This is a genomic window from Streptomyces sp. NPDC055287 (assembly GCF_053646035.1).
This window is the reverse complement of record NZ_JBSHNE010000008.1, coordinates 1-22,971: the sequence shown is the minus strand read 5'-3', so window position 1 is coordinate 22,971 and position 22,971 is coordinate 1. Positions and strand designations below refer to the sequence as shown.

At 71.1% G+C, this 22,971-nt stretch carries 24 protein-coding genes and 1 tRNA gene; 12 read left to right on the top strand and 13 right to left on the bottom strand.

Annotated features, from left to right (window positions below; all coding sequences use genetic code 11):
• The first annotated feature begins 38 nt into the window (after positions 1-38).
• The 3 genes from ACWIHY_RS14975 (at position 39) to ACWIHY_RS14965 (ending at position 1,038) form a co-directional block, all read left to right on the top strand.
• Positions 39-521 (top strand): GNAT family N-acetyltransferase, encoded by a 483-nt coding sequence (locus ACWIHY_RS14975; RefSeq protein ID WP_454376076.1) that lies wholly within the window; start codon positions 39-41, stop codon positions 519-521.
• A gap of 107 nt (positions 522-628) precedes the next feature.
• The gene (locus tag ACWIHY_RS14970) at positions 629-898 is read left to right on the top strand and encodes a TerD family protein (RefSeq protein WP_454376075.1); all 270 of its coding nucleotides are present in this window, start codon (positions 629-631) and stop codon (positions 896-898) included.
• The gene (locus ACWIHY_RS14965; protein WP_454376074.1) at positions 895-1,038 is read left to right on the top strand and encodes a hypothetical protein; all 144 of its coding nucleotides are present in this window, start codon (positions 895-897) and stop codon (positions 1,036-1,038) included. Before ACWIHY_RS14970 ends, ACWIHY_RS14965 begins: the two co-directional genes overlap by 4 nt.
• A 33-nt stretch (positions 1,039-1,071) precedes the next feature.
• Here the strand turns inward: ACWIHY_RS14965 and ACWIHY_RS14960 are convergent, their stop codons facing one another.
• The 8 genes from ACWIHY_RS14960 to galU all read right to left on the bottom strand — a co-directional run bounded on the left by ACWIHY_RS14960 (position 1,072) and on the right by galU (position 6,937).
• Positions 1,072-1,359 (bottom strand): DUF3303 family protein, encoded by a 288-nt coding sequence (locus ACWIHY_RS14960; protein ID WP_454376073.1) that lies wholly within the window; start codon positions 1,357-1,359, stop codon positions 1,072-1,074.
• A 213-nt stretch (positions 1,360-1,572) separates the two neighbouring features.
• Positions 1,573-1,646 (bottom strand) — tRNA-Ala (locus tag ACWIHY_RS14955).
• 60 nt (positions 1,647-1,706) lie between these two features.
• Complete coding sequence (gene sepX, locus ACWIHY_RS14950) at positions 1,707-2,807, bottom strand: divisome protein SepX/GlpR (protein ID WP_454376072.1); 1,101 nt, start codon at positions 2,805-2,807, stop codon at positions 1,707-1,709.
• 162 nt (positions 2,808-2,969) lie between these two features.
• Positions 2,970-3,596 (bottom strand): GNAT family N-acetyltransferase, encoded by a 627-nt coding sequence (locus tag ACWIHY_RS14945; RefSeq protein ID WP_454376293.1) that lies wholly within the window; start codon positions 3,594-3,596, stop codon positions 2,970-2,972.
• Positions 3,593-4,189: a MogA/MoaB family molybdenum cofactor biosynthesis protein gene (locus ACWIHY_RS14940; protein WP_454376071.1), complete on the bottom strand. Its 597-nt coding sequence runs from the start codon at positions 4,187-4,189 to the stop codon at positions 3,593-3,595. Before ACWIHY_RS14940 ends, ACWIHY_RS14945 begins: the two co-directional genes overlap by 4 nt.
• Complete coding sequence (gene moaC / locus ACWIHY_RS14935) at positions 4,186-4,665, bottom strand: cyclic pyranopterin monophosphate synthase MoaC (RefSeq protein ID WP_454376070.1); 480 nt, start codon at positions 4,663-4,665, stop codon at positions 4,186-4,188. The genes ACWIHY_RS14940 and moaC overlap by 4 nt, the downstream gene beginning before the upstream one ends.
• Before the next feature lie 62 nt (positions 4,666-4,727).
• On the bottom strand, positions 4,728-6,029 hold the full coding sequence (gene glp, locus ACWIHY_RS14930) for a molybdotransferase-like divisome protein Glp (RefSeq protein WP_454376069.1): 1,302 nt from the start codon (positions 6,027-6,029) through the stop codon (positions 4,728-4,730).
• A gap of 5 nt (positions 6,030-6,034) precedes the next feature.
• Complete coding sequence (galU, locus tag ACWIHY_RS14925; RefSeq protein ID WP_454376068.1) at positions 6,035-6,937, bottom strand: UTP--glucose-1-phosphate uridylyltransferase GalU; 903 nt, start codon at positions 6,935-6,937, stop codon at positions 6,035-6,037.
• Positions 6,938-7,023: 86 nt separating this feature from the next.
• Between galU and ACWIHY_RS14920 the strand changes: the two genes are divergently transcribed.
• Positions 7,024-7,614, top strand: a complete 591-nt coding sequence (locus tag ACWIHY_RS14920; protein WP_454376067.1) for a 5-formyltetrahydrofolate cyclo-ligase — start codon at positions 7,024-7,026, stop codon at positions 7,612-7,614.
• Between the two features lie 3 nt (positions 7,615-7,617).
• On the opposite strand, the gene ACWIHY_RS14915 is transcribed toward ACWIHY_RS14920, so the two are convergent.
• Positions 7,618-10,407, bottom strand: coding sequence for a penicillin acylase family protein (locus ACWIHY_RS14915; RefSeq protein ID WP_454376066.1), 2,790 nt, complete (start codon positions 10,405-10,407; stop codon positions 7,618-7,620).
• A gap of 230 nt (positions 10,408-10,637) precedes the next feature.
• Here ACWIHY_RS14915 and ACWIHY_RS14910 point away from each other — a divergent pair, with 230 nt between their 5' ends.
• The 6 genes from ACWIHY_RS14910 (at position 10,638) to mscL (ending at position 16,457) form a co-directional block, all read left to right on the top strand.
• A complete protein-coding gene (locus ACWIHY_RS14910) occupies positions 10,638-12,116 on the top strand; it encodes a potassium/proton antiporter (protein ID WP_454376292.1) in 1,479 nt (492 codons plus the stop codon).
• A 319-nt stretch (positions 12,117-12,435) separates the two neighbouring features.
• Positions 12,436-13,701 carry an MFS transporter gene (locus ACWIHY_RS14905; protein ID WP_454376065.1) on the top strand — a complete coding sequence of 422 codons (1,266 nt, stop codon included), beginning with the start codon at positions 12,436-12,438 and terminating at the stop codon, positions 13,699-13,701.
• A gap of 66 nt (positions 13,702-13,767) precedes the next feature.
• Positions 13,768-14,106, top strand: coding sequence for an FmdB family zinc ribbon protein (locus tag ACWIHY_RS14900; protein ID WP_454376064.1), 339 nt, complete (start codon positions 13,768-13,770; stop codon positions 14,104-14,106).
• Between the two features lie 78 nt (positions 14,107-14,184).
• Entirely contained in the window at positions 14,185-15,024 is an 840-nt protein-coding gene (locus ACWIHY_RS14895) for an S-methyl-5'-thioadenosine phosphorylase (protein WP_454376063.1), read from the top strand.
• Positions 15,025-15,380: 356 nt separating this feature from the next.
• Complete coding sequence (locus tag ACWIHY_RS14890; protein ID WP_454376062.1) at positions 15,381-15,857, top strand: hypothetical protein; 477 nt, start codon at positions 15,381-15,383, stop codon at positions 15,855-15,857.
• 123 nt (positions 15,858-15,980) lie between these two features.
• Positions 15,981-16,457: a large conductance mechanosensitive channel protein MscL gene (gene mscL, locus ACWIHY_RS14885; protein WP_454376061.1), complete on the top strand. Its 477-nt coding sequence runs from the start codon at positions 15,981-15,983 to the stop codon at positions 16,455-16,457.
• A gap of 10 nt (positions 16,458-16,467) precedes the next feature.
• Here the strand turns inward: mscL and ACWIHY_RS14880 are convergent, their stop codons facing one another.
• On the bottom strand, positions 16,468-16,692 hold the full coding sequence (locus tag ACWIHY_RS14880) for a hypothetical protein (protein ID WP_454376060.1): 225 nt from the start codon (positions 16,690-16,692) through the stop codon (positions 16,468-16,470).
• Positions 16,693-16,783: 91 nt separating this feature from the next.
• On the opposite strand from ACWIHY_RS14880, the gene ACWIHY_RS14875 reads away from it, so the two are divergent.
• Positions 16,784-17,866, top strand: coding sequence for a P1 family peptidase (locus ACWIHY_RS14875; RefSeq protein WP_454376059.1), 1,083 nt, complete (start codon positions 16,784-16,786; stop codon positions 17,864-17,866).
• A gap of 144 nt (positions 17,867-18,010) precedes the next feature.
• On the top strand, positions 18,011-18,790 hold the full coding sequence (locus ACWIHY_RS14870; RefSeq protein ID WP_454376058.1) for a DUF6227 family protein: 780 nt from the start codon (positions 18,011-18,013) through the stop codon (positions 18,788-18,790).
• Between the two features lie 88 nt (positions 18,791-18,878).
• Here the strand turns inward: ACWIHY_RS14870 and ACWIHY_RS14865 are convergent, their stop codons facing one another.
• Genes ACWIHY_RS14865 through ACWIHY_RS14855 form a run of 3 tightly spaced genes read right to left on the bottom strand, consistent with a single transcriptional unit; the run spans position 18,879 to position 22,751 of the window.
• On the bottom strand, positions 18,879-21,014 hold the full coding sequence (locus ACWIHY_RS14865; protein WP_454376057.1) for a PTS fructose transporter subunit IIABC: 2,136 nt from the start codon (positions 21,012-21,014) through the stop codon (positions 18,879-18,881).
• The gene (gene pfkB, locus ACWIHY_RS14860) at positions 21,011-21,982 is read right to left on the bottom strand and encodes a 1-phosphofructokinase (RefSeq protein ID WP_454376056.1); all 972 of its coding nucleotides are present in this window, start codon (positions 21,980-21,982) and stop codon (positions 21,011-21,013) included. The genes ACWIHY_RS14865 and pfkB overlap by 4 nt, the downstream gene beginning before the upstream one ends.
• A 7-nt stretch (positions 21,983-21,989) precedes the next feature.
• Complete coding sequence (locus ACWIHY_RS14855) at positions 21,990-22,751, bottom strand: DeoR/GlpR family DNA-binding transcription regulator (RefSeq protein ID WP_454376055.1); 762 nt, start codon at positions 22,749-22,751, stop codon at positions 21,990-21,992.
• Positions 22,752-22,971: the final 220 nt, after the last annotated feature.

Sequence of the window (22,971 nt, the reverse complement as noted above, 5' to 3'; positions counted from 1 at the left end):
CCCGACACCGAACCTCGCATAGAAGTACGCTAACCCGCATGAATATACAGCCGCGCCCCTACGACCACCCCGACTCCGTGAAACTCGATGCCGAGGTGCAGCAGGAGTACATCGAGCGCTACAAGGGCGAAGGCGACACGACGCCGCTCGACCCCGCCATGTTCCGGCCGCCGGGCGGCCTCTTCCTCGTCGCGTACGACGACCAGGACTGCCCCGTCGCCACCGGCGCCTGGCGCACCCAGGACGCGAACGGCGAGGGCTACTCGGACGGCGACGCCGAAATCAAGCGCATGTACGTGCGGCCCGGGAACCGCGGCATCGGGCTGGCCCGCCGCATCCTCGCCGCCCTGGAGGACGACGCCCGCGCGGCCGGCCGCAGACGGATGGTCCTGGAGACGGGCACGGAGCAGCCGGAGGCCATCGCCCTCTACCTGTCGAGCGGTTACACCCCTACGGGGAAATTCGGCCACTTCCGCGAGTACGAGGACAGCCGCTGCTTCGCCAAGCCACTGGAGCCGTGACGGGTCCGGCGGACCCACCGGAGCCGGCAGGCACGGCGCCCGGGCCCGGCACGGCGTGACAAGGTGACCTAGGCCAGTCAGGGAACGCGCGCGGAGGTGGACGGGCATTGCCGGAGCTCGGCAAGGGCGGGAACACGACCGTGGGCGAGGGGCGCATCACCGCCGCACTGCACCGCGTGGGCGCCCCCGTCGACCTCGGCGCCCTGCTGATCGGCGCGGACGGCAAGGTCAGGTCCGACGACGACATGGTGTTCTGCAACCAGCCCGTCGCCGAGTCCGGTGCGGTTCGCCACCTCCCCGCTGACGCCGAAGGCCCTGAACGCGTCGAAGTGCACCCGGCCGCCCTGCCTCCCGGCGTGGACCGGGCTGGGTCGTGATCGCCCTCGTCGACTTCACCGACCCCGACGGGGCGGCCATCCGCCACATCGAGGCCTACAGCGCGGAACGCCGCCCGGTTCTGCACGCGGACGGCACCATCGAGATGAACGGCGGCCCGGTGGAGTTCAAGAGGCGCTGACGTGAGGCACCGACGTGCGGCGCTTCCCCTCGGCTACTCCAGGGCAGCGAGGCCTCGCTGCAGCTCCTCGAGGTTCATCACCGGCTGAAAGGTCACATCCGCGCCCATTTCCTGAAAGAACGGATCTGCGACGGACGGCAGTTGCGAGCTGTCCTGCATATCGAAGACGAGGATCATGGTGCGGCCGCCCTCGGGAGTGAAGTAGGCCGCCTCCGGCCTCAGCCGCTCGATGGCTCCCCGCACCGACTGGGGAATCGCTCCGCCCTTCGTCACCTGATTCGAGATCTGGGTGTCCATGCGGGCCTTCATCATCATGCGCATCGCAGGCTCTCCTCGCACACCGCGATCTGCACGGATCCGTCCGCGCTCACTGGTGATCCGGTGGCATCCCGCTCAACTTCAAGTCCTCTGCCGCCCGGCCGCAACATCTCCTGCGCCGTACGGCTGCTTCGTACGGCTGCTTCGACGCGCCCCTTGCCGCCGCACGCCAAAGAGCCCCAGCCGGATCTCTCCGACTGGGGCTCTGAGCTGCGGTGGACCTGTGGGGATTTGAACCCCAGACCCCCTCGATGCGAACGAGGTGCGCTACCAGACTGCGCCACAGGCCCTTGCAACGAGTGAAACTTTAGCACCTCGATCGGGGTGCTCGGTAATCCGTTACTCGCAGGTCACTCGTTGGCCGCCCGCGGCCGCTCCCCGTCCTCGTACTGATCGAAGAGGGGCGTGCGGCCCCGGCCCCGGTCGCGGCGGCCGGGGTTCGCCCGGCGGCCCGGGGGCGGGTCGGCGGCGGGCGGGGGTTCGGCCGCGGACGTCGGCTCGGCGGTGCTCGAGCGGGCCGAGCTCCAGGTGCCCGGGTCGCCGAAGTCCACGCTGCCGGTGGCGCGCGGGGCGACCGGAGCGGTGACGTACGTCGGCAGCGGGACCGGGACCGGGTCCCAGCTCTCGCCCCGGGCAGCGCCGCGCTCACGCTCGCGCTGGTGGTCCACCCACTCCGCGTGGTCCGTCTGCTCCACCAGCGCGCGGCGGCCCGCCTCCTGCGGTGAGACCGCGGGCGCCGGCTCGGGTTCCGGGCGTACGACAGACTCCTCGTCCGGCTCCGCGGACGCCGGTCGGCGGCCCGGATGCGGGCGGCGCTCGCGCAGCCGCTGCGCCGCCGCCTCGGCCCTGCGACGGTCCATGGTGAAGGCGAAGCGCCGCCGCTCGGTGGTCCGCAGATGCACGATGTACGTGCTCAGCAGCACGGCGGGGACGGCCGGCGCCCAGAGGAACCGCAGCCCGCCGACCGCCGCGACGATCGCGCCGAGGGTGAAGGCGAGGAAGAGGATCACGGTGGTGCGCCGACGGCGCGCGAGGACCTTCGAACGCCGCGCGCGTTCGGCGGCGGCGCCGGCTGTGCGCAGGCGCCTTTCCTCCCGCGCCTTGTCCCGGGCGCTCTCGCGCGCCTGCTCCCGCTCGTCCTCCCGCACAGGAGGACGTTCGGTCGCTTGCGTCGGGGGCACGGCGAAGGCCCGGACGTCGACGACACTCAATCGGTCCGTCACGGCGTCCGGGTCCACGTCGGGCTCCGCCTCATCCGCGGCGCGGTCCCGCAGCTCCCTGGCGTATCGGCGCTCCATTGCCGCCCGTCCGGACAGCAGCCGGATGGCGGTGCTGAAGCGTTCCGTCGGACGGGCCTCGTTGAGCTCGTCCTGCCTGCGGAGCCACATCGGCACCAAGTAGGCGGCCCAGGCCCCGACAATGACTGCGTAAATCAGGCCGCTGCTGCTCACACCCCACACCGTAGAGGGGTTCGCGCAAGCCCATCCGCCAATTGAGCCGGTGTGTCGCACGATCTGGCTGATAACTCGAACTTTTTTTGTGACTGATCGGATCAACAGGCTGCTTAGTGGGTGCCTTTACGGTCAGCAGCCGATTGAATTCGAACACTTATTTCATTTACGCGATGTACCGGGTCGTGCCCGGTGCCAGCGGTTCAGCATCCCCTCCGGTACTTCCTCCGCCGTGAGCGCGTAGACCAGATGGTCACGCCACCCGCCGTCGATGTGGAGATATCGGGGACGCAGCCCCTCCTCGCGGAATCCGAGCTTTTCCACGACCCTGCGACTGGGTGCGTTCTCGGGCCGAATACAGACCTCGACGCGGTGCAGGCCGACCGTACGGAAGCAGTGGTCGACAGCGAGGGCGACGGCCGTCGGCATCACGCCCCGGCCCGCCACTTCACGGTCCACCCAGTAACCGACGTGCCCGGAGCACATCGACCCCCAGGTGATCCCGGCGACCGTCAACTGGCCGACCAGCTGCCCCCGGTACTCGATGACGAAGGGCAGCATCCGGCCCGCGTTCGCCTCGGACCGCAGGTGACGGACCATCTGACGGTACGTGGGGCGCTGGGCCACCGGGCCCGCCGGCGCGGGCGGCGGGATGGTCGCCTCCCAGGGGCGCAGCCAGTCGCGGTTGCGCCGGTTCACCTCGCGCCAGGCCCGCTGGTCGCGAAGCTTTATCGGGCGGAGGGTGACATCGCCGTCCACCAGCTCGACGGGCCAGGACGAGACGTTCAGCTCGGGCTCCCGGGTCGGGGCGAGCCGGATCCGGAGCCGGGGTGGTCGCCGCCCCTGATCTGGTCCACGGCGTGGAGCAGGAGGCGTTCCAGGACCGCGAGCCCGTCCCGTACACCGCCGGTGGAACCCGGCAGGTTCACGATCAGGGTCCGGCCCGCGACACCGGCGAGCCCCCTGGACAGCGCGGCGGTCGGGACCTTCGCGAGGCCCTCGGCGCGGATCGCCTCGGGGATGCCCGGGATGTCGTAGTCCAGGACGCGGCGGGTGGCGTCGGGGGTGCGGTCGGTCGGCGAGATGCCGGTGCCGCCCGTGGTCAGGATGACGTCGTACGCCGCGGCGACCCCGGCGCGCAGGGCCTGCTCCACCGGGTCGCCGTCGGGGACGACCTGCGGTCCTTCGACCTCGAAGCCCAGGCCGCGCAGGCCCTCGGCGAGGATCGGGCCGCCCCGGTCGGCGTAGACGCCGGCGGAGGCGCGGTTGGAGGCCGTCACCACCAGGGCGCGGCGCGGCGCCTGCGCCCCGCCGGCGCCCGGTGCGGGCTCGGCCGCCGGCTCGTGGCTGTGGCTGTAGACCTCTCCGGCGCGCGGGCTCATTCCCGGCTCCAGTCGCCGGACTTGCCGCCCGTCTTCTCTTCGACCCGTACGTCGGTGATGACCGCGCCCTTGTCGACCGCCTTCACCATGTCGATCACGGTGAGCGCGGCCACCGTGACGGCGGTCAGGGCCTCCATCTCGACACCCGTGCGGTCCGTCGTACGCACGGTCGCGGCGATCTCGACGGCGTCGTCGGCCACCACGAGGTCCAGCTTCACGCCGGAGAGCGCGAGGGGGTGGCAGAGCGGGATCAGGTCGGGCGTGCGCTTGGCACCCATGATGCCCGCGATGCGGGCGGTGGCGAGGGCGTCGCCCTTGGGGACACCCTCGCCGCGCAGCAGCTCGACGACGCGCGGCGCGACAAGGACGCGTCCGCTGGCGCGAGCGGTGCGCGCGGTGACGTCCTTGGCCGAGACGTCGACCATGCGGGCAGCCCCCGCCTCGTCGATGTGCGTGAGCCGTTCGTGCGTACTCATTACGTGTGGCGCTCCCGGTCAGGGCCTGTGAGGGCAGACACGCTACCCCCACCGGGCCCCGGTCAGCGGAGCAGGACCACGCCGACCTCGGCGCCGGGCTCCACCTCGGTGGTGTCCTCCGGAACGATGATCAGGGCATCGGCGTGGGCGAGGGCCGCGACCAGGTGCGATCCGGCGCCGCCGACGGGGGTGACGGTGCCCGCAGCCTCGTCGTACGTACCGCGCAGGAACTGGCGCTTTCCGGCCGGGGAGCCGAGCGGCTTGTCGGCGCTCAGGGTGGCGCGGACCGTCGGGCGGTGCACCTCCTTCAGGCCCATCAGGGCACGGATCGCCGGCCGCACGAAGAGCTCGAAGGAGACGTACGAGGAGACCGGGTTGCCCGGGAGGGCCAGCAGCGGGGTGTGCTCGGGGCCGATGGAGCCGAAGCCCTGGGGCTTGCCGGGCTGCATGGCGAGCTTGCGGAAGTCGACGCCGCTGCCGGGCTCGTCCTCGTCGCCGACCGACGACAGTGCTTCCTTGACGACGTCGTACGCGCCGACGCTGACGCCACCCGTGGTGACGATCATGTCGGCCCGGATCAGCTGGTCCTCGATGGTCGCGCGGAGCGTGTCGGCGTCGTCGGTGACGGCGCCGACACGGTAGGCGATGGCTCCGGCGTCGCGGGCGGCGGCGGTCAGCGCGAAGCTGTTGGAGTCGTAGATCTGCCCCGCGGCCAACTGTTCGCCGGGCTGGACCAGTTCGCTGCCGGTCGACAGGACGACGACCCGGGGGCGCGGGCGGACCTTGACGGTGGCGCGACCGATGGCGGCGAGCAGGCCGATCTGGGGCGGGCCCACGACCGTACCGGCCTCCAGGGCCAGGTCGCCGGCCTGGACGTCGCTGCCACGCGCGCGGACGTGCGCCCGGGCCTCGACGGAACGGTGGACGCGGACCTCGCCGGACGCGCCCTCGGGGGCGCCGCTCGCGGCGCGCATCGTGGCGGCCGGTCCCCCGCCCGTGCCCCCGTCGGTCCACTCGACCGGGACGACGGCCTCGGCGCCGGGCGGCAGCGGGGCGCCGGTCATGATCCGGGCGGCCTCGCCGGGTCCGACCTCGATCGTCCCGCCGCTGCCCGCCGCCACGTCACCGACGACGGTGAGGACGGCGGGGAACTCCTCGCTGGCGCCCGCGACATCGCTCGTACGGACGGCGTACCCGTCCATCGAGCTGTTGTCGAAGGGAGGCAGCGCGATCTGGACCGTGATGTCCTCGACGAGGACACAGCCCTGCGCGTCGGGGAGTTGCAGCTCGATGGGCTCGAGCGGCTTCACCGCGGCGAGGATGTCCTCAAGGTGCTCGTCGACAGACCAGATCGTGCTGCTCAAGGTGCCTACATCTCCTCGGTCACGTAACTGCGGAGCCAGGTCCGGAACTCCGGCCCAAGGTCCTCACGTTCGCATGCGAGTCTGACAATGGCACGCAGATAGTCGCCCCGGTCACCGGTGTCATAGCGCCGGCCCTTGAAGACGACGCCGTGCACGGGGCCGCCGACCTTCTCGTCCTCGGCCAGGTGCTGGAGGGCGTCGGTGAGCTGGATCTCGCCGCCGCGACCGGGCTCGGTCTTGCGCAGTATGTCGAAAACGGCCGGGTCCAGCACATAGCGGCCGATGATCGCGTAGTTGCTCGGCGCGTCGGCCGGGGCGGGCTTCTCGACCAGGCCGGTGATCCGTACGACGTCGCCTTCGGCGGTCGGCTCGACGGCCGCGGATCCGTACAGGTGGATCTGGGAGGGGTCGACCTCCATGAGCGCGATGACGCTGCCGCCGTACTGCCCCTGGATCTCGATCATCCGGGACAGCAAGGGGTCGCGCGGGTCGATCAGGTCGTCACCGAGGAGTACGGCGAAGGGCTGGTCGCCGACGTGCGGCGCGGCGCACAGAACGGCGTGGCCGAGGCCCTTGGGGTCGCCCTGGCGGACGTAGTGCATGGTGGCGAGGTCGCTCGACTCCTGCACCCGGGCGAGGCGTTCGGCGTCGCCCTTGCGGCCGAGTGCCGACTCCAGCTCGTAATTGCGGTCGAAGTGGTCCTCGAGCGGACGCTTGTTGCGGCCGGTGACCATGAGGACGTCGGAGAGGCCCGCCGTCACGGCCTCCTCGACCACGTACTGGATGGCCGGCTTGTCGACGACAGGCAGCATCTCTTTCGGAGTGGCCTTTGTCGCCGGGAGGAACCTGGTGCCGAGGCCGGCGGCAGGGATGACAGCCTTGCTGATCCCGGAGTGCGACTGAGTCATGGTCAGAACGATATCCGTTGCGTATGGGCGGAAGATTAGGCTCCGGTCAATAAATTCTCATACGAGGCGTTTGTGGAGCCAATGTGATGTGTGACGAGCCTGACAAAGCAGGGTTGCGAGGAGAACTCCTCTCCATGAGATCCCGGTTGACCAGGGATGACGTCGAGAAGGCCGGGGCGGTTCTGGCCCGCAGGGCACTGGAGCTCCCGGAGCTCGCGGACGCCGGGACGGTCGCCGCGTACGTCTCCATCGGGAGTGAGCCCGGCACCCGCGCGCTGCTGGACGCGCTGCGCGCTCGGGGCGTGCGCGTGCTGCTTCCCGTGCTCCTCGCGGACAACGATCTGGACTGGGCCGAGTACGAGGGCGCGGCGGGGCTGGTGCGCGCCCGGCTCGGGCTGCTCGAACCGGGAGGCGCGCGGCTCGGCGTACGGGCCGTCCTGGAGGCCGGCGCGGTGCTGCTGCCGGGGCTCGCCGTGGACGGGCGCGGGACGCGGCTCGGGCGGGGAGGCGGCTCGTACGACCGGGTGCTCGCCCGGCTGGAGGCGGCGGGCGCGCGGCCTCACCTGGTGGTTCTCCTGTACGACGAAGAGGTGGTCGCGCGGGTCCCGAGGGAACCGCACGACCACCCCGTGAGCGCCGTGGTGACGCCGGGCGGTGTCAGGCGTTTTACGGCCTGACCCCTACGGCCTGAGGACCAGTTTGTCGGTGGTGTTCTTCTCGACCGCCTCGTCGCTGAACGACCAGTCGAGCAGCTCGCCCTTCGCCCACATGTCGGTCTGATCGGTGTAGTGCGCGCTGTACGCGTGCCCCGAGGCGCCGGTGAGGTTGATCCAGCGGGACTTGTCGAGGTCGTTGAGGTTCACGACCATGCGCATGGAGGGCACCCAGATGACCTCGTAGCCGCCGGCCGCGTTCCAGCCGGTGGCGTTGACCGCGGCCTCGCCGCCGCCCAGGTTCCAGGGGCCGCGGTTGAGCAGCGACTGGACGAGGCCGGGACCGCTCGTACCGAGCGTCTGGTTCTTCAGCTCCAGCTGGTGCAGACGGCCCCAGCTCCACGAGTCGACGTCCTTGCCGAGCTTGGCGGTCAGCTCCCAGCGGGCGTCCTTCAGCGCGCGGGCGAGCAGCTCGTCACGGGTGTCGGTCGCCTCGTCCAGGCGGGTGCGCGGCGTCTGCCACCACTCGTCCTTCTCGTCCTTGAGCATCTTGCGGACGACCTCGTACCAGCGGTCGCCGCCGTCCGGCTGCGCCGAGTCCTTGGCCCGCTGTCCGCATTCGCGTACGCGCTCGTCGAGGTCGTCGAGCGGGCCCGTGCTGTCGGCGGGGCGGACGCTGAGGCACTGTCCCTCGACCCGCATCTCCTTCGGCAGCTTGTTGCCGAAGGAGAGCTTGAGGACGTTGCGCCACACCGCGTTGAAGTACGCGGCGGCCGCCGAGTCCGGCTCCTGGGTGTAGTCCCAGCCTTCGAGGAGCTTCTGCGTCTCACGGACGTTCGGGTCGTCGACGTCGATCTTCAGCAGGTGCGGCGTGAGCAGCTTGGCGATTTCGCTGCTGTTGTCCATCTGCATGGTGCGCATGTCGTCGGTGGAGATCTTGCCGCCGTCGGCGATCTTCGACTCGATGAGGTCGTTGATGCGCTGGCTCCGGGCCCCGTAGCCCCAGTCCTCGGTGAGGAGGTAGGGATACTTCTTCTTGTCGATCACGGCCTGGTTGGCGGTCACGATGTAGCCGCGCTCCGGGTTGTACTCGTACGGCAGCTCCGCCTGCGGAATGAAGCTCTTCCAGCGGTTGCGGGAGTCCCAGCCGGCGGCGGGCACGGTGCCGTCGTGGCCCCCGCCCCGGACCGGGATGCGGCCGGGTGCCTGGTAGCCGATGTTGCCCTTGGTGTCGGCGTAGATGAGGTTCTGCGAGGGGACCTCGAAGTGGGCGGCGGCGGCGCGGAAGCTCTTGAAGTCCGCCGCCCGGTTCAGCTCGAACACGGCGTCCATGGACTTGCCGGGCATCAGCGCGGTCCACTTGAGGGCGATCCCGTAGCCCTCACCGCGGTCGGGGGCGGCGTTGTTGACCGGGGCCTTCTCGCCGACCTTCCGGAGCTCGTCGCTGCGGTCGGAGACCAACGGGCCGTTGTTGGTGGAGCGGACGGTGATCTTCTTCGGCTTGCCGCCGGCGACCTTGATGGTCTCCTCGCGGGTCGTGAAGGGCTTCGTACCGCCGTCGTAGAGGTAGCCGTCGTCGGAGACCTTCTCGAGGTAGAGGTCGGTGACGTCGGCGCCGAGGTTGGTGAAGCCCCAGGCGATGTTCTCGTTGTGGCCGATTATCACGCCCGGCATGCCGGAGAAGGTGTAGCCCGCGGCGTCGTACTTGCAGGTCGGGGAGACCTTCCGGCAGTGCAGGCCCATCTGGTACCAGAGCGACGGCAACTGCGGCGCGAGGTGCGGGTCGTTGGCGAGCAGCGGCTTCCTGGTCGTCGTGTACTGGCCGGACACGACCCAGGAGTTGGAGCCGATGCCGCTGCCGTTCGGGCCGAACAGCGCGGGAATCTCGTCGAGGGCGTCGGAGATGCCGGAGAGCTGGGCCTGGAAGCCCTGGGTGGCGTTGGCGGCGGAGTTGCCGGCGGCGCCCGTGCCCACGCCCGTACCGGGGTTTGACGCGGTGCCCGTACCGGGGTTGGACGCGGTGCCCGTGCCCGACGTGGCTGATGCCGTCGGGTCGTACTTCTTCGTCGTCTCGTCGACCGCGCCCTCTTCGACGACCGGCTTGTTGCGGTCGTACGGATAGGCCGGGTACAGATCCTTGATCTGCTTCGCGCTCAGCCTGCTCGTCATCAGCGAACGGTCGATCTCGTCCTGCATGTTGCCGCGCAGGTCCCAGGCCATGGCCTTGAGCCAGGCCACCGAGTCGACGGGTGTCCACTTCTCGGGCTTGTAGTCGTTCACGAAGCCCAGAGCTGCGTACTCGACGGAGATGTCCTTGCCCTCGCGGCCCTCGAGGTAGGAGTTGACGCCCGCGGCGTACGCCTGGAGGTTCTTCTTCGTCTCCGGCGACAGCTTGGTGTCGTACTCCTCCTGCGCGACCCGGCGCCAGCCGAGCGTGCGCAGGAAGGCGTCGGTGTCGACCTGGTCGGAACCGAACATCTCGGACAGCCTGCCCGACGTCATGTGACGGCGGACGTCCATCTCGTAGAAGCGGTCCTGCGCCTGGACGAACCCCTGGGCGCGGAAGAGGTCTTCGTCGGTGTCCGCGTAGATCTGCGGAATGCCGTAACTGTCGCGTTTGACGTCGACGGGCCCCGACAGATCGTCGAGCTCGATCGACCCTGTGGTCTGCGGGAAGGAGGCGCGCACCGTGCTGATGCTCCAGTACGTGCCGTAGCCGACACCCGCGACAAGGGCCAACACCAGCACGATCACGATCAGGCGGGCGCGGCGCCCCTTCTTCTTCTTGCCGGAAGAGGCGGTGGTGTTGGCGGGCATCGCTGTCCTTCGAGGGGCAGGGTGGTCCTTGAGTGCTGGAGCAACCATAGGCGCAGCGCTCTGGCGCCCCGGACGCGGTGCCACTGAACGACGATCGTACGGATGGTCCCGGGCGTCAAGGAAACGTTAAAGATTAGGTAAGGTAACGAAGTACCGGCCGCCGGAGGAACGATCCGGCAGGCGTGCGAGGGAAGGAACGGCCGCTGACTGTCCACCAGCTCAATGAACTCATGCTCATCTGCTCGCTCGTTCTGCTCATCGCCGTCGCGGCGGTACGCATCTCGTCCCGCAGTGGGCTCCCCAGCCTGCTGCTGTACCTCGGGATCGGGATCGCCATAGGGCAGGACGGCATCTTCGACGTCAGGTTCGACAACGCCGAACTGACGCAGGTGATCGGCTATGCCGCGCTCGTGGTGATCCTGGCCGAGGGCGGCCTGGGTACGAAGTGGAAGGAGATCAAACCCGCGTTGCCCGCGGCGGCCGTGCTGTCGACCGTCGGCGTCGCGGTGAGCGTGGGCGTCACGGCGGCCGGTGCGCACTATCTCGTCGGTCTCGACTGGCGGCAGTCACTGATCATCGGCGCGGTCGTCTCGTCGACCGACGCCGCGGCGGTCTTCTCCGTACTGCGCAAGGTGCCGCTGCCCTCCCGGATCACCGGTGTGCTGGAGGCGGAGTCGGGCTTCAACGACGCCCCTGTAGTGATCCTGGTGGTCGCTTTCTCGACGGTCGGTCCGGTGGACGACTGGTACGTCCTGGTCGGCAAGATCGCCCTGGAGCTGGCGATCGGCGCGGGCATCGGTATCGCGATGGGCTGGCTCGGAGCGTACGGACTGCGTCATGTGGCGCTTCCCGCGTCCGGCCTGTACCCGATCGCGGTCATGGCCATCGCCGTATCGGCATACGCCGCCGGGGCCATCGCGCACGGCAGTGGGTTCCTCGCCGTCTATCTGGCCGCCGTGGTGCTGGGCAACTCCAAGCTGCCGCACTGGCCGGCCACGCGCGGGTTCGCGGACGGGCTCGGCTGGCTCGCGCAGATCGGCATGTTCGTCCTGCTCGGACTGCTGGTGACACCGCACGAGCTGCTGGCCGACTTCTGGCCGGCGGTGATGGTGGGCCTGGTGCTCACGATGGTGGCGCGACCGCTGGGGGTACTGGTCAGCCTGCTGCCGTTCCGTTTCCCGTGGCAGGAACAGGCCCTGATGTCCTGGGCGGGGCTGCGCGGCGCCGTGCCCATCATCCTGGCGACCATCCCCCTGGTGTCGGACGTCGAGGGCAGCGACCGGATCTTCAACATCGTCTTCGTCCTGGTGGTCGTCTACACCCTCGTGCAGGGGCCGACGCTGCCCTGGCTGGCGAAGTGGCTGCGGCTCGGCGACGACCCGTCCGAGGCCGCCGACCTGGGCATCGAGTCCGCGCCGCTGGAGCGGCTGCGCGGGCACCTGCTGTCCGTCGGGATCCCGGAGAAGTCGCGGATGCACGGCGTGGAGGTGGCCGAGCTGCGGCTGCCGCACGGCGCCGCGGTCACCCTGGTCGTGCGGGGCGGGACCAGCTTCGTACCGCTGCCGACGACCGTGCTGCGGCGCGGCGACGAGCTGCTCGTAGTGGCGACCGATCCGGTACGGGACGCCGCCGAGCGACGGCTGCGGGCAGTCGGTCAGGGCGGCAAGCTGGCGGGGTGGCTGGGCACGGGCGGCAACGGCAACCACTGAGCGAAGCGGTCGGGCGGACCGAAGCCGCACTGCACAGTTGGACTGACCGACTGCGGTCGGACTGTTCGCAGGCGGTGTGACGTATTCCGTACGCAATCACAGGTGCACCACGCCAGATGCCCTGTAACATAAAGGTCTACTGATCGACCAACTCTGCCTGACGCAGAGCTGGCGCGACCGTACGGCGGCCGGCCCCCTCGCAGTGGGTGTCCTGGTATCTACCGCCGGTCCTGCGCAAGAGGACAGCTCTCGGCGGCTCCCGCACGCTCACCAACGCGTGCACAGGGGAGCGTCACCAGGCGGCAGAAAGGCAAGGACCGTGTCCGACACGGTCACCACCCCCCGCCCCGGTTACGGCCAACTGCTCCGCACCCCTGGAGCCTGGACGTACCTGTTGCCCGGGTTCCTGGCACGGCAGCCCTTCGCGATGCTGACCATCGGCATCGTGCTGCTCGTGCAGCACACCTCGGGGTCGTACGGCAGCGCCGGCGCTGTCGCCGCCGTCACCGGCGTCTCCATGGCGCTGTTCGCTCCGCAGAGCGGCAAGCTGGCCGACCGCTTCGGACAGAGCGCCGTTCTGATCCCGGGCGTTCTCGTGCACACCGCTTCGGTCGTCACGCTGACGGTGCTGGCGCTCTCGGGAGCGCCCATGTGGGCACTCTTCGCAGCGGCCGTTCCCACGGGTGCGTCCGTTCCGCAGATCGGCCCGATGGTGCGCGCCCGCTGGGCCGCGAAGCTCGAGGGCTCGCCCCTGATGTCGACCGCCGCGGCCTTCGAGTCCGTGACGGACGAGTTCACCTTCGTGGTCGGACCGGTCCTCGCGACCGCGCTGTGCACGGGTGTGCACCCGGCGGCCGGTCTGATCGCCGAGGCCGCGCTCACCCTGGTCGGCGGCCTGTTCTTCGCCGTGCAGCGGCGTACGCAGCCGCAGGCGGGACGCCTGTCCCTGTCCGACGGGCCGCGCGCCTCCGCCCTCTCCGTGCCCGGCATACGGGTGCTCGCGGGAGCCTTCCTGGGCATCGGCGCCGTCTTCGGCGGAATGCAGGTGTCGCTGACCGCGTTCTCCGAGGAGATCGGCAATCCCGGCGTGAACGGTCTGCTCTACGGAACGTTCGCCGCGGGCAACATGCTCGCCGGTGTCGCGTGCGGCGCGATCGCCTGGAAGACCGGCCCCCGCCGTCGCCTGATCGTGGGGTACGCGGGGCTGACGCTGGCCGCCTCCGGGCTGTGGGCGGTGCACTCCGTGCCGCTGCTCGCAGGCCTGGGGCTGGTGGTCGGACTGTTCATCGCGCCCGCGCTGATCACCGGCTACACGATGGTCGAAACGCTGGTGCCGGCTTCGGCCCGTACCGAGGCCTTCACGTGGCTCACCGGCGCGGTCGCGCTCGGCCAGGCCGCGGGGGTCACGGTCGCGGGACGGCTGGCGGACGCCAACGGGGCGAGCGCCGGGTTCCTGGTGCCGCTGGTGGGCACCGCGCTCGCGCTGGCCACCCTGGTGGCGCTGCGTTCGCGGCTCGCACCGAAGACACCCGGACGGGTCGCCGCACGTGGCGTGAGTCACCGAGTGCCTGTGACGGTGGACTGATCGAGCGGAATACGTCACTATTGAACGTCGTTAGCACTCATTGAGTGAGAGTGCCAGGAGGAGCAAGTGCCGACCTACCAGTACCAGTGCACCGAGTGCGGCGAAGGCCTCGAGGCGGTGCAGAAGTTCACCGATGACGCACTGACCGTGTGCCCCGGCTGTGAGGGACGCCTGAAGAAGGTGTTCTCCGCCGTCGGCATCGTCTTCAAGGGTTCCGGGTTCTACCGGAACGACAGCCGCGGCTCCTCGTCGAGCAGCACGCCGGCCACGTCGTCCTCGAAGGGGGCCGGTGCGTCGACGTCCTCGTCGTCCTCGGGATCCGACTCGAAGCCCGCCGCCGCGTCGTCGAGCTCGTCCTCGAGCTCCGGCTCCAGCAGCTCTTCCAGCAGCACCTCGGCCGCCTAGGCCCCGCGCTTCTGGGTGACCCCGCCGTTTCCGACGGCGGGGTCCTCGGCGTTTTTCCGCCCGGCTACTGTGACCGCCATGGCGAACGCGAACGCAGAGATCGGCGTGATTGGCGGCTCCGGCTTCTACTCCTTCCTGGAGGACGTGACCGAGGTCGAGGTGGACACCCCTTACGGCAAGCCGAGCGACTCGCTCTTCCTCGGTGAGATAGCGGGGCGGCGGGTCGCTTTCCTCCCCCGCCACGGGCGCGGTCATCACCTGCCGCCGCACCTCATCAACTACCGCGCCAACCTGTGGGCGCTGCGTTCCGTCGGCGCGCGCCAGGTGCTCGGGCCGTGCGCGGTGGGCGGGCTGCGGGTCGAGTACGGGCCGGGGACTCTGCTGGTACCGGATCAGCTCGTGGACCGTACGAAGGCGCGCGTGCAGACGTACTACGACGGTGAGACGCCGGTGGACGGGAAGCTGCCGAAGGTCGTCCATGTGGCTTTCGCGGACCCGTACTGCCCCGACGGACGCAGGGCGGCGCTCGCCGCGGCGCGCGGGCGTGCGTGGGAGCCGGTGGACGGCGGGACGCTCGTCGTCATAGAGGGGCCACGCTTCTCGACGCGGGCGGAGTCTCGGTGGCACGCGGCGGCGGGCTGGTCGGTGGTCGGCATGACCGGGCACCCGGAGGCCGTGCTCGCCAGGGAGCTGGGGCTCTGCTACACGTCCTTGGCGCTGGTGACCGACCTGGACGCGGGCGCGGAGACGGGCGAGGGCGTCTCCCACGAAGAGGTGCTCAGGGTGTTCGGGGCGAATGTGGGCCGGCTGCGCGATGTGCTCTTCGACGCGGTGGCGGGGCTGCCCGCGGACGAGGCGCGCGACTGCCTGTGCTCGCGCGCGCTGGACGGGCTGGACACGGGGATCGAGCTGCCGTAGCCGGCGCGGATCGGGCGGGGGCGCGGCGTGGACCCGCTGCGTGACAGGCGCGGACCGGGCTGCGTGACGGTCTCGGACCGGCCTGCGAGCCGGGCGTGCGGGTGACCGGGTTGTCCACAGGGCCTGGGTTGTCCACAGGGCTCGGCGGGATCCGGGCGGACCGAGGACCGTGAGGAGTGTTCAGTTGGAACTCCTCGTGGCAGGCGGTGGTCACCGTGTCCCTCTATCCCTACGTCCCCACTCCCCCGACGCCCGTTCCCGGGCCGGATCCCTGCGGGGTGCCCGAATTCGCCCCGCTGCGGGTGCACGGGGGCAGGCATCGGCTCCGGCGTGCGGTGCGCCGCAGGAGGCGGGCGATGGCGGCCGGGCTGGCGATGACCGCCGCCGCGCTGGCCGCCTCCGGGGCGCGTGACGCGGGGCGCGCGGGTGGCGCGACCCAGGCGCGGTCCCAGGCTCCGGGGCAGGAGCAGGAGCAGGAGCAGGGGCAAGGGCGGGAGCAGGCTGACGCGGTGGGGGCGCCGCGGCGCGGCCGGGCGCCGGTGGAAATGGTGTCGGCGCCGGTGCGTATCGCGGACGCCGCCACGGTGCGGCTGCTGCGCCGGGGAGACAGGGTCGACGTGATCGCTGCCGCCGGCGCCCCGACGGTGGGCGGGGAGGCCCCGGACGCCCGGGTGGTGGCCGCCGGCGTGCGCGTGGCCGAGGTGCCGAAGGCGCACGGGACTTCGGCGGCCGACGGTGGCGGGGCGCTGGTCGTCCTGTCCGTACCGCGAACCACGGCCGCGGCGCTGGCCGGTGTGGGCGCGACGTCCCAACTGGCGGTGACGCTGTGCTGACTAGAACTGACGCGCTCTCATGTCATCAGTACGTGGGCGGCGATTGGACAGGGCCGTCACCTGCTGACGTAGGTTTCGGAACTGTTTGTTCCGCCGTCGGTACATGTGAAAAGAGGCTCATTCGTGAGCGAGGAGCAGAAGCAGAGCGTTCTGGCGGGCTTCAAGGCCTTCCTGATGCGCGGCAATGTGATCGACCTGGCTGTCGCGGTGGTCATCGGCGCCGCGTTCACCAACGTCGTGAACTCGATCGTCAAGGGCGTGATCAACCCGCTGGTCGGTGCGTTCGGCACGCAGGACCTGGAGAAGTACAGCTCCTGCCTGAAGCAGCCGTGCAAGGCCGACGCGAACGGCGTGATGCAGGGCATTCCGATCAACTGGGGGCTCGTCCTCAGCGCGGTCCTCAGCTTCCTGATCACGGCGGCGGTCGTCTACTTCCTCATGGTGCTCCCCATGGCCAAGTACCTGGCGCGGCGCGCGGCGCGGGACAAGGCGAAGGAAGCGACCGAGGAAGTCATGGAGGTCACCGAGATCGAGCTGCTGAAGGAGATCAGGGACGCGCTGGTCGCGCAGCGCGGATCGGGCCACGACAAGACGCCGTAGCCCGGGCCGCTCAGAGGTGGTGCGGCGGCTTCTCGTCCAGGAACCGGGCGAGGTCGGCCGCGCTGCCGCCACTGCCGGGAGGCCGCTCTCCCCACCCTCGGTCCGTGTCGTCCGCTGATTGCTGGTCCAGCGGATCGCCGAAGTCCAGCGCCGGCCTCGGCCGCGGCTTGCGCTCGGCCTTCTGCTCGGTCGTCTGCTCCGGATCTCGCGGTCCGTGGGCGGGGGCGGTGCTCATGTTCCCAGGGTACGGCGGATGGCCGGTCCTGGAGCCCCGGCAGTCTCCGCGACCTGCCTCATAAGGATTCCCGCGTGATACGCAGGACTTCATGGGACACCAGACGAGGGCTGACGCCCTGACCGATGTGGCCGGACTGAGGGTCGGCCACGCGCGCGTGCCGGGTGAGCGGGCACTCAGCGGCACCACCGTCGTGCTCGCGCCGGAGGGCGGTGCGGTAGCGGCCGTGGATGTGCGGGGAGGCGGGCCGGGCACGCGCGAGACGGACGCCCTCGACCCCCGCAATCTGGTGCAGCGCGTCGACGCGATCGTCCTGACGGGCGGCAGCGCCTACGGTCTGGACGCCGCGTCCGGGGTGATGGCCTGGCTGGAGGAGCAGGGCCGGGGCTTCCGGGTCGGGCCCGACCCGGCTCAGGTGGTGCCGGTCGTGCCGGCTGCCTGCCTCTTCGACCTGGGGCGCGGCGGCGAATGGCGGGCCAGGCCGGACGCCGCGACGGGGCGGGCCGCCGCCGAGGACGCCGCCCGTACCGGCATCGGCGCGCCCGTGGCCCAGGGCGGGGTGGGCGCGGGGACGGGTGCGGTCGCCGGTGCGATGAAGGGGGGCGTGGGAACAGCCTCCGTCGTGCTCGACTCGGGCATCACGGTGGGGGCGCTCGTCGTCGTCAACGCCGCCGGTTCCACCGTCGATCCGCTGACCGGCCTTCTCTACGGCAGCTACTTCCAGGGCCGGACCGCGTACCCGACAGCCGAGGTGCACGCCGCGGCGCAGCTCACGCTGGCCGACGCGCGGGCGGAGACCCAGCGGCGCTCGGCGGGCGCCGCGCTCCCCCCGCTGAACACCACGTTGGCTGTCGTAGCGACCGACGCGGAGCTGACGCGCGCGCAGGCGCAGAAGCTCGCCGGGACCGCGCACGACGGGCTCGCGCGCGCGGTGCGGCCGGTGCATCTGCTCACCGACGGGGACACTGTCTTCGCGTTGTCCACCGGCGCGAAGGCGCTGGTGGACACGTCGACGGAGCCCGCGTTCGCGGTGCAGGCGGGGGCTGCCGCGCTCAATGAGGTGCTGGGGGCGGGGGCCGACGCGCTGACCCGTGCGGTGGTGAAAGCCGTGCTGGCGGCGGAGGGTGTCGAGGGACCCGGGGGTGTTTACCCGGCGTACCGGGACCTCTACTGACGTACTGGCACGGCGAGTTGGTCAGGAGGCGCGGGAACCTCGGGTGCGCCCCCTTCGTTTTGCTCAACCCCGGCGACGTTGTCAGACCCAGGGGCTACGTTGAGCACTCGGCACGTAACAAGCGGCGACGGCCTGGAGAAACCCTTGAGCGATCCGTACGAGACAACCGAGGAGCACCTCGAGCGACTCCTGGGGCGCGCACTCAACTCGTTCGACCTGCCCGACGCCACGGTCGAGCTGCTCGAATCGGCGCTGGCCCACAGCACCTCCCTGCACTCCTCGCACCACAGCGCGGGGCTGCACCGCGAGACGTTCAAACATGCCTTCCTGCTGTCCGACGGCAGCTCGCTCACCCTGTGGGAGCTGGCGCACAACGCCGGACGCGACGGCACGACGCAGCACGAGCTCTACACGGACGCCGACGAGGTCCGGCTCGCCGCCTCCAGACTGCCTCGTCCGGGTGGCAGCGATGCGTTCGGCCTGTCCGGCGGGGATGCGGACGGGCGTGACCCTGAGGGCGGGGACACGGGGCTCGACACCGACCTCGAGATCCTGGCCGCGCTCATGGCGGCGCGGCCGTCCACGGCGCCGCGCATCTTCATCCCGGACAACTCCGCCGACCACGCGCGCCGGGTGCTGCGCCGCGCCGAGAACGCGGACCGGCCGGGACCGGAGACCGCACTGCGGCTGAGCGGGGCCGTCGCCCACCAGATCACCCAGGCCTTCGGGCGGCAGTGCAGCGTGGAGGGCCGGGACGCCGGCTTCTCGCTGTACGAGCACGCGTTCCTGCTGCACGACCACAGCGAGGCCAGCCTCTGGGAGGTCGAGCACACGGCCACGCCGGACGGCCGTCACATGTGCGAGGTGTACGAGACGGAGCGCGCCGCGCGCGAAGCCATGGAGCTTCGCGGGCGGGTGCGTTGAGAGTGGGGGCCTGCGGGCGCGGGTGAGGGTGAGGGTGAGGCAAGGGTCCTTTGAGGGTGGGGCAAGGGTGCTTTGAGGGTGGTGCCGCTCAGGCGGCCACGGCCACCCTGGGCTCGTCCGGCTCGCTGGGCGTGAGGGTTGTCCCGGGCTTGCGCAGGCCCTTCAGGACGACGACCAGGGCCGTGCTGACCGCCGTACCGGCCAGGACGGCGATCAGGTAGAGGAACGGGTTGCCGATCAGCGGGACCACGAAGATGCCGCCGTGCGGGGCGCGCAGCGTGCACTCGAAGGCCATCGACAGGGCGCCGGTGACCGCGCCGCCCGCCATCGCCGACGGGATCACCCGCAGCGGGTCCGCCGCGGCGAACGGGATCGCGCCCTCCGTGATGAACGAAGCGCCCAGTACCCAGGCCGCCTTGCCGTTCTCGCGCTCGGTCTTGGTGAACAGCTTGCCGCGTACGGACGTGGCCAATGCCATCGCCAGCGGCGGGACCATACCTGCCGCCATCACGGCGGCCATGACCTTGAGGCTGCCCTCGTTGGGGTGGGCGAGGCCGCCCACCGCGAAGGCGTACGCCACCTTGTTGAGCGGGCCGCCTAGATCGAAAGCCATCATCAGGCCGAGGATGACGCCGAGGATGATCGCGTTGGCGCCGGAGAGGCCGGACAGCCAGTCGGTGAGCGCGCTCTGGAGCCTGGCGATCGGCTCGCCGATCACCAGGAACATCAGGAAGCCGACGACGATCGACGAGATCAGGGGGATCACGACGACCGGCATGATGCCGCGCAGGGGTGTGGGGATCCTCAGCTTCTGGATCGCCATCACCACCGCGCCGGCGAGCAGACCGGCGACCAGGCCGCCCAGGAAACCGGCGTTGATGGCCACGGCGATCGCGCCGCCGACGAAACCGGGGACCAATCCTGGCCTGTCCGCCATCCCGTACGCGATATAGCCGGCCAGGACCGGGACCAGGAAGCCGAAGGTCAGGCCGCCGATCTGGAACATCAGGGCGGCCCAGCTGGTGGTGTCCGCCCAGGCGAAGTGCTCGATGACCGACGGGGCCTTGTCGATCTCGTAGCCGCCGATGGCGAAGCCCAGGGCTATGAGCAGGCCGCCCGCTGCCACGAACGGGACCATGTAACTCACGCCGGACATCAGCCACTTGCGGAGCTTTGTTCCATAGCCTTCGCCCGGGGCTCCGGCCTCGTCGACCGGTGAGCCCTTGGCCGGTGAGGTGACCTCGCCACGCTCTGCCTTGGCGCGTACTTCGGTCATGAGTTCGGCCGGGCGGTTGATGCCCGCTTTGACGCCCACGTCGACCGTCGGCTTGCCGGCGAACCGCTCCTTGTCGCGCACGGGCACGTCGTGCGCGAAGATCACGCCGTCCGCCGCGGCGATCACGGCGGGGTCCAGGCGCGTGAAGCCTGCTGAGCCCTGGGTCTCCACGGTCAGCTCGATGTCATCGGCTGTCGCGGCCCGTTCCAGCGCCTCGGCGGCCATGTACGTGTGCGCGATGCCGGTGGGGCAGGAGGTGACGGCGACGATCTTGAAGCGGGGCACCGGGCCAGGGCCGGCCGGTGGGGTGGTGCCTTCGGCGGCGGTGGCCCGGGGAGCGCCGGCTTCGGGGGCGGTGACGCGCTCGGGCGTCTCCTCGGGTGCCGGAGGTTCGGGTACCGCTGCGTGATCTCCGGGCTCGTCGCGTTCGGTACCTTGCGGGGAGCGCCCCGGTACACCCCCTCCCGGCGCCTCGGTCCGCGAACCGGCGCCGGGCGCGCCCGGCGGGGTGTCGCCGCGGATCAGGGCCGCCGTGTCCTCCGGAGCCTCGGCCGCGCGAAGGGCCGTCGTGAAGTCCTCGTTCATCAGGTGGCGGGCCAGGGCCGACAGGATCGTCAGGTGCGCGTCGTCCGCGCCCGCCGGGGCCGCGATCAGGAAGATCAGGTCCGCCGGGCCGTCGGGGGCGCCGAAGTCGATGCCCTGGGCGCTGCGCCCGAAGGCCAGCGTCGGCTCGGTGACGTGTGCGCTGCGGCAGTGCGGGATGCCGATGCCGCCGTCCAGGCCGGTCGGCATCTGCGCCTCGCGCGCGGCGACGTCGGCGAGGAAGCCGTCGAGGTCGGTCACACGGCCGAGCGCCACCATGCGCGCGGCCAGCGAGCGTGCCGCCTCTTCCTTCGTAGCGGCGGCCAGGTCGAGGTCGACCAGGTCCGCGGTGATCATCTGGCTCATCGCGGGCTCCTTCGTGGGGGTCGTGCGGCCGGCTCCGCCAGCGCGCGGTCGAGGGGGATGTCGGCGGTCACCGTGACCGCGGCGGGGTCGAGGTCGGCGGGCGTCGGCATGACGCTGCCCGGGAGTCGTACGGCGGCGGCGCCGTGCGCTACGGCCGAGACGAGGGCGTCCGGGCCCTCGCCGCCCGCCGTGAGGAAGCCGGCGAGGGAGGCGTCGCCCGCGCCGACGTTGCTGCGCACCCGGGTGACGTGCGCGGTGGCGTAATACGTGCCCTCGTCGCCCAGGAGCAGTTGCCCGTCGGCGCCGAGGCTGGCCAGGACCGTGCGCGCGCCGGCGTCCCGGAGTTCCCGCGCCGCCCTGACGGCGTCGCCGACCGTGGCGAGGGGGCGGCCGGTCGCCTCGGCCAGTTCCTCGGCGTTGGGCTTCACCACGTCCGGGCGCTCGCGGAGTGCCGCCAGGAGGGACGCGCCCGAGGTGTCCAGGGCGATGCGGGCGCCCGCCCGGTGCGCGCGGGCGACGAGTTCGGCGTACCACTCGGGGGCCAGGCCCTGCGGGAGGCTGCCGCAGCAGGCGATCCAGGACGCGCCCGCCGACCGGCTCCGGGTCGTGGTGAGGAGCGACTCGGATTCAGCGGGCGAGAGCGCGGGGCCCGGTGCGTTGATCTTGGTCAGGGTGCCGTCCGGCTCGACGATCGTGATGTTGGAACGGGTGTGGCCGGCTACCCGCACCGGCGCCACCTCGATGCCCTCCTTGTGCAGGAGCTCCGCCATGAGCGCGCCCGGCGCCCCGCCCAGCGGCATGACGGCGATGGTGCGGCGGCCGGCCGCCGCGACGGCGCGCGAGACGTTGACGCCCTTGCCGCCCGGGTCCATCCGGTCGGCGGTGGCGCGCAGCACCTCCCCGCGCTCCAGGGCGGGGACTTCGTACGTCCGGTCCAGGCTGGGGTTCGGGGTGACGGTGAGGATCATGTGGTTCCTAAACACACTGGACTTCGGTGCCGCCGGCCCTGATGGCGTCGGCGTCTTCGGGGCTCAGGCCGGTGTCGGTGATGAGCAGGTCCACGTCGGCCAGGCCGCCGAAGCGGGCGAAGTGCTCCTGCCCGTACTTGGCGGAGTCGGCCAGCAGGACGATGCGGCGGGCGCCCGCGACGACCGCCCGCTTCACGGCCGCCTCGGCGAGGTCGGGGGTGGTGAGGCCGCCGGGGGGCGAGAACCCGTTGGTGGCGAGGAAGGCGACGTCGGCGCGGATCTCGCCGTACGCCCGCAGCGCCCACGCGTCGACGGCGGCGCGCGTGCGGTGCCGCACCCGGCCTCCGACGAGGTGCAGGTCGATGCCCGGGTGGTCGGCCAGCCGGGCAGCGACGGGCAGCGCGTGGGTGACGACGGTGAGGCCGCACTCCAGCGGTACGTCGGCGGCGAGGCGGCCGATGGTCGAGCCGGCGTCGAGGATGACGCTGCCGGTCTCCGGCAGTTCGGCGAGGGCGGCGCGTGCGATGCGGTCCTTCTCGTCGGCGGCGGTGGACTCGCGCTCGGCCAGGTCGGGCTCGAAGTCGAGGCGGCCGGCCGGGATGGCGCCGCCGTGCACGCGGCGCAGGAGACCCGCACGGTCCAAGGACTTGAGGTCGCGGCGGACGGTCTCGGCGGTGACCTGGAAGGTGTCGGCGAGGGAGAGCACGTCCACCCGTCCGCTCTCGCGTGCGAGGCGGAGGATCTCCTGCTGGCGCTCCGGTGCGTACATGTGGGATTACATCCGTTCGATGCCCGAACCTGTGGTTTATCTCGCAGAGTACGGCCAGGTTGCGCGCATGTAAACAGATTCGGGCACGAGTGGGCACATCCGGGCCCGTACGGCGACGGCGCCCGTGTCCGAGGGACACGGGCGCCGTACAGGAGTCGCGGGTCAGGAGGTGAGGGCCGGCTCCTTCGCCGGTGAGGCCTCCACGGCCGCTTCCGTGCCC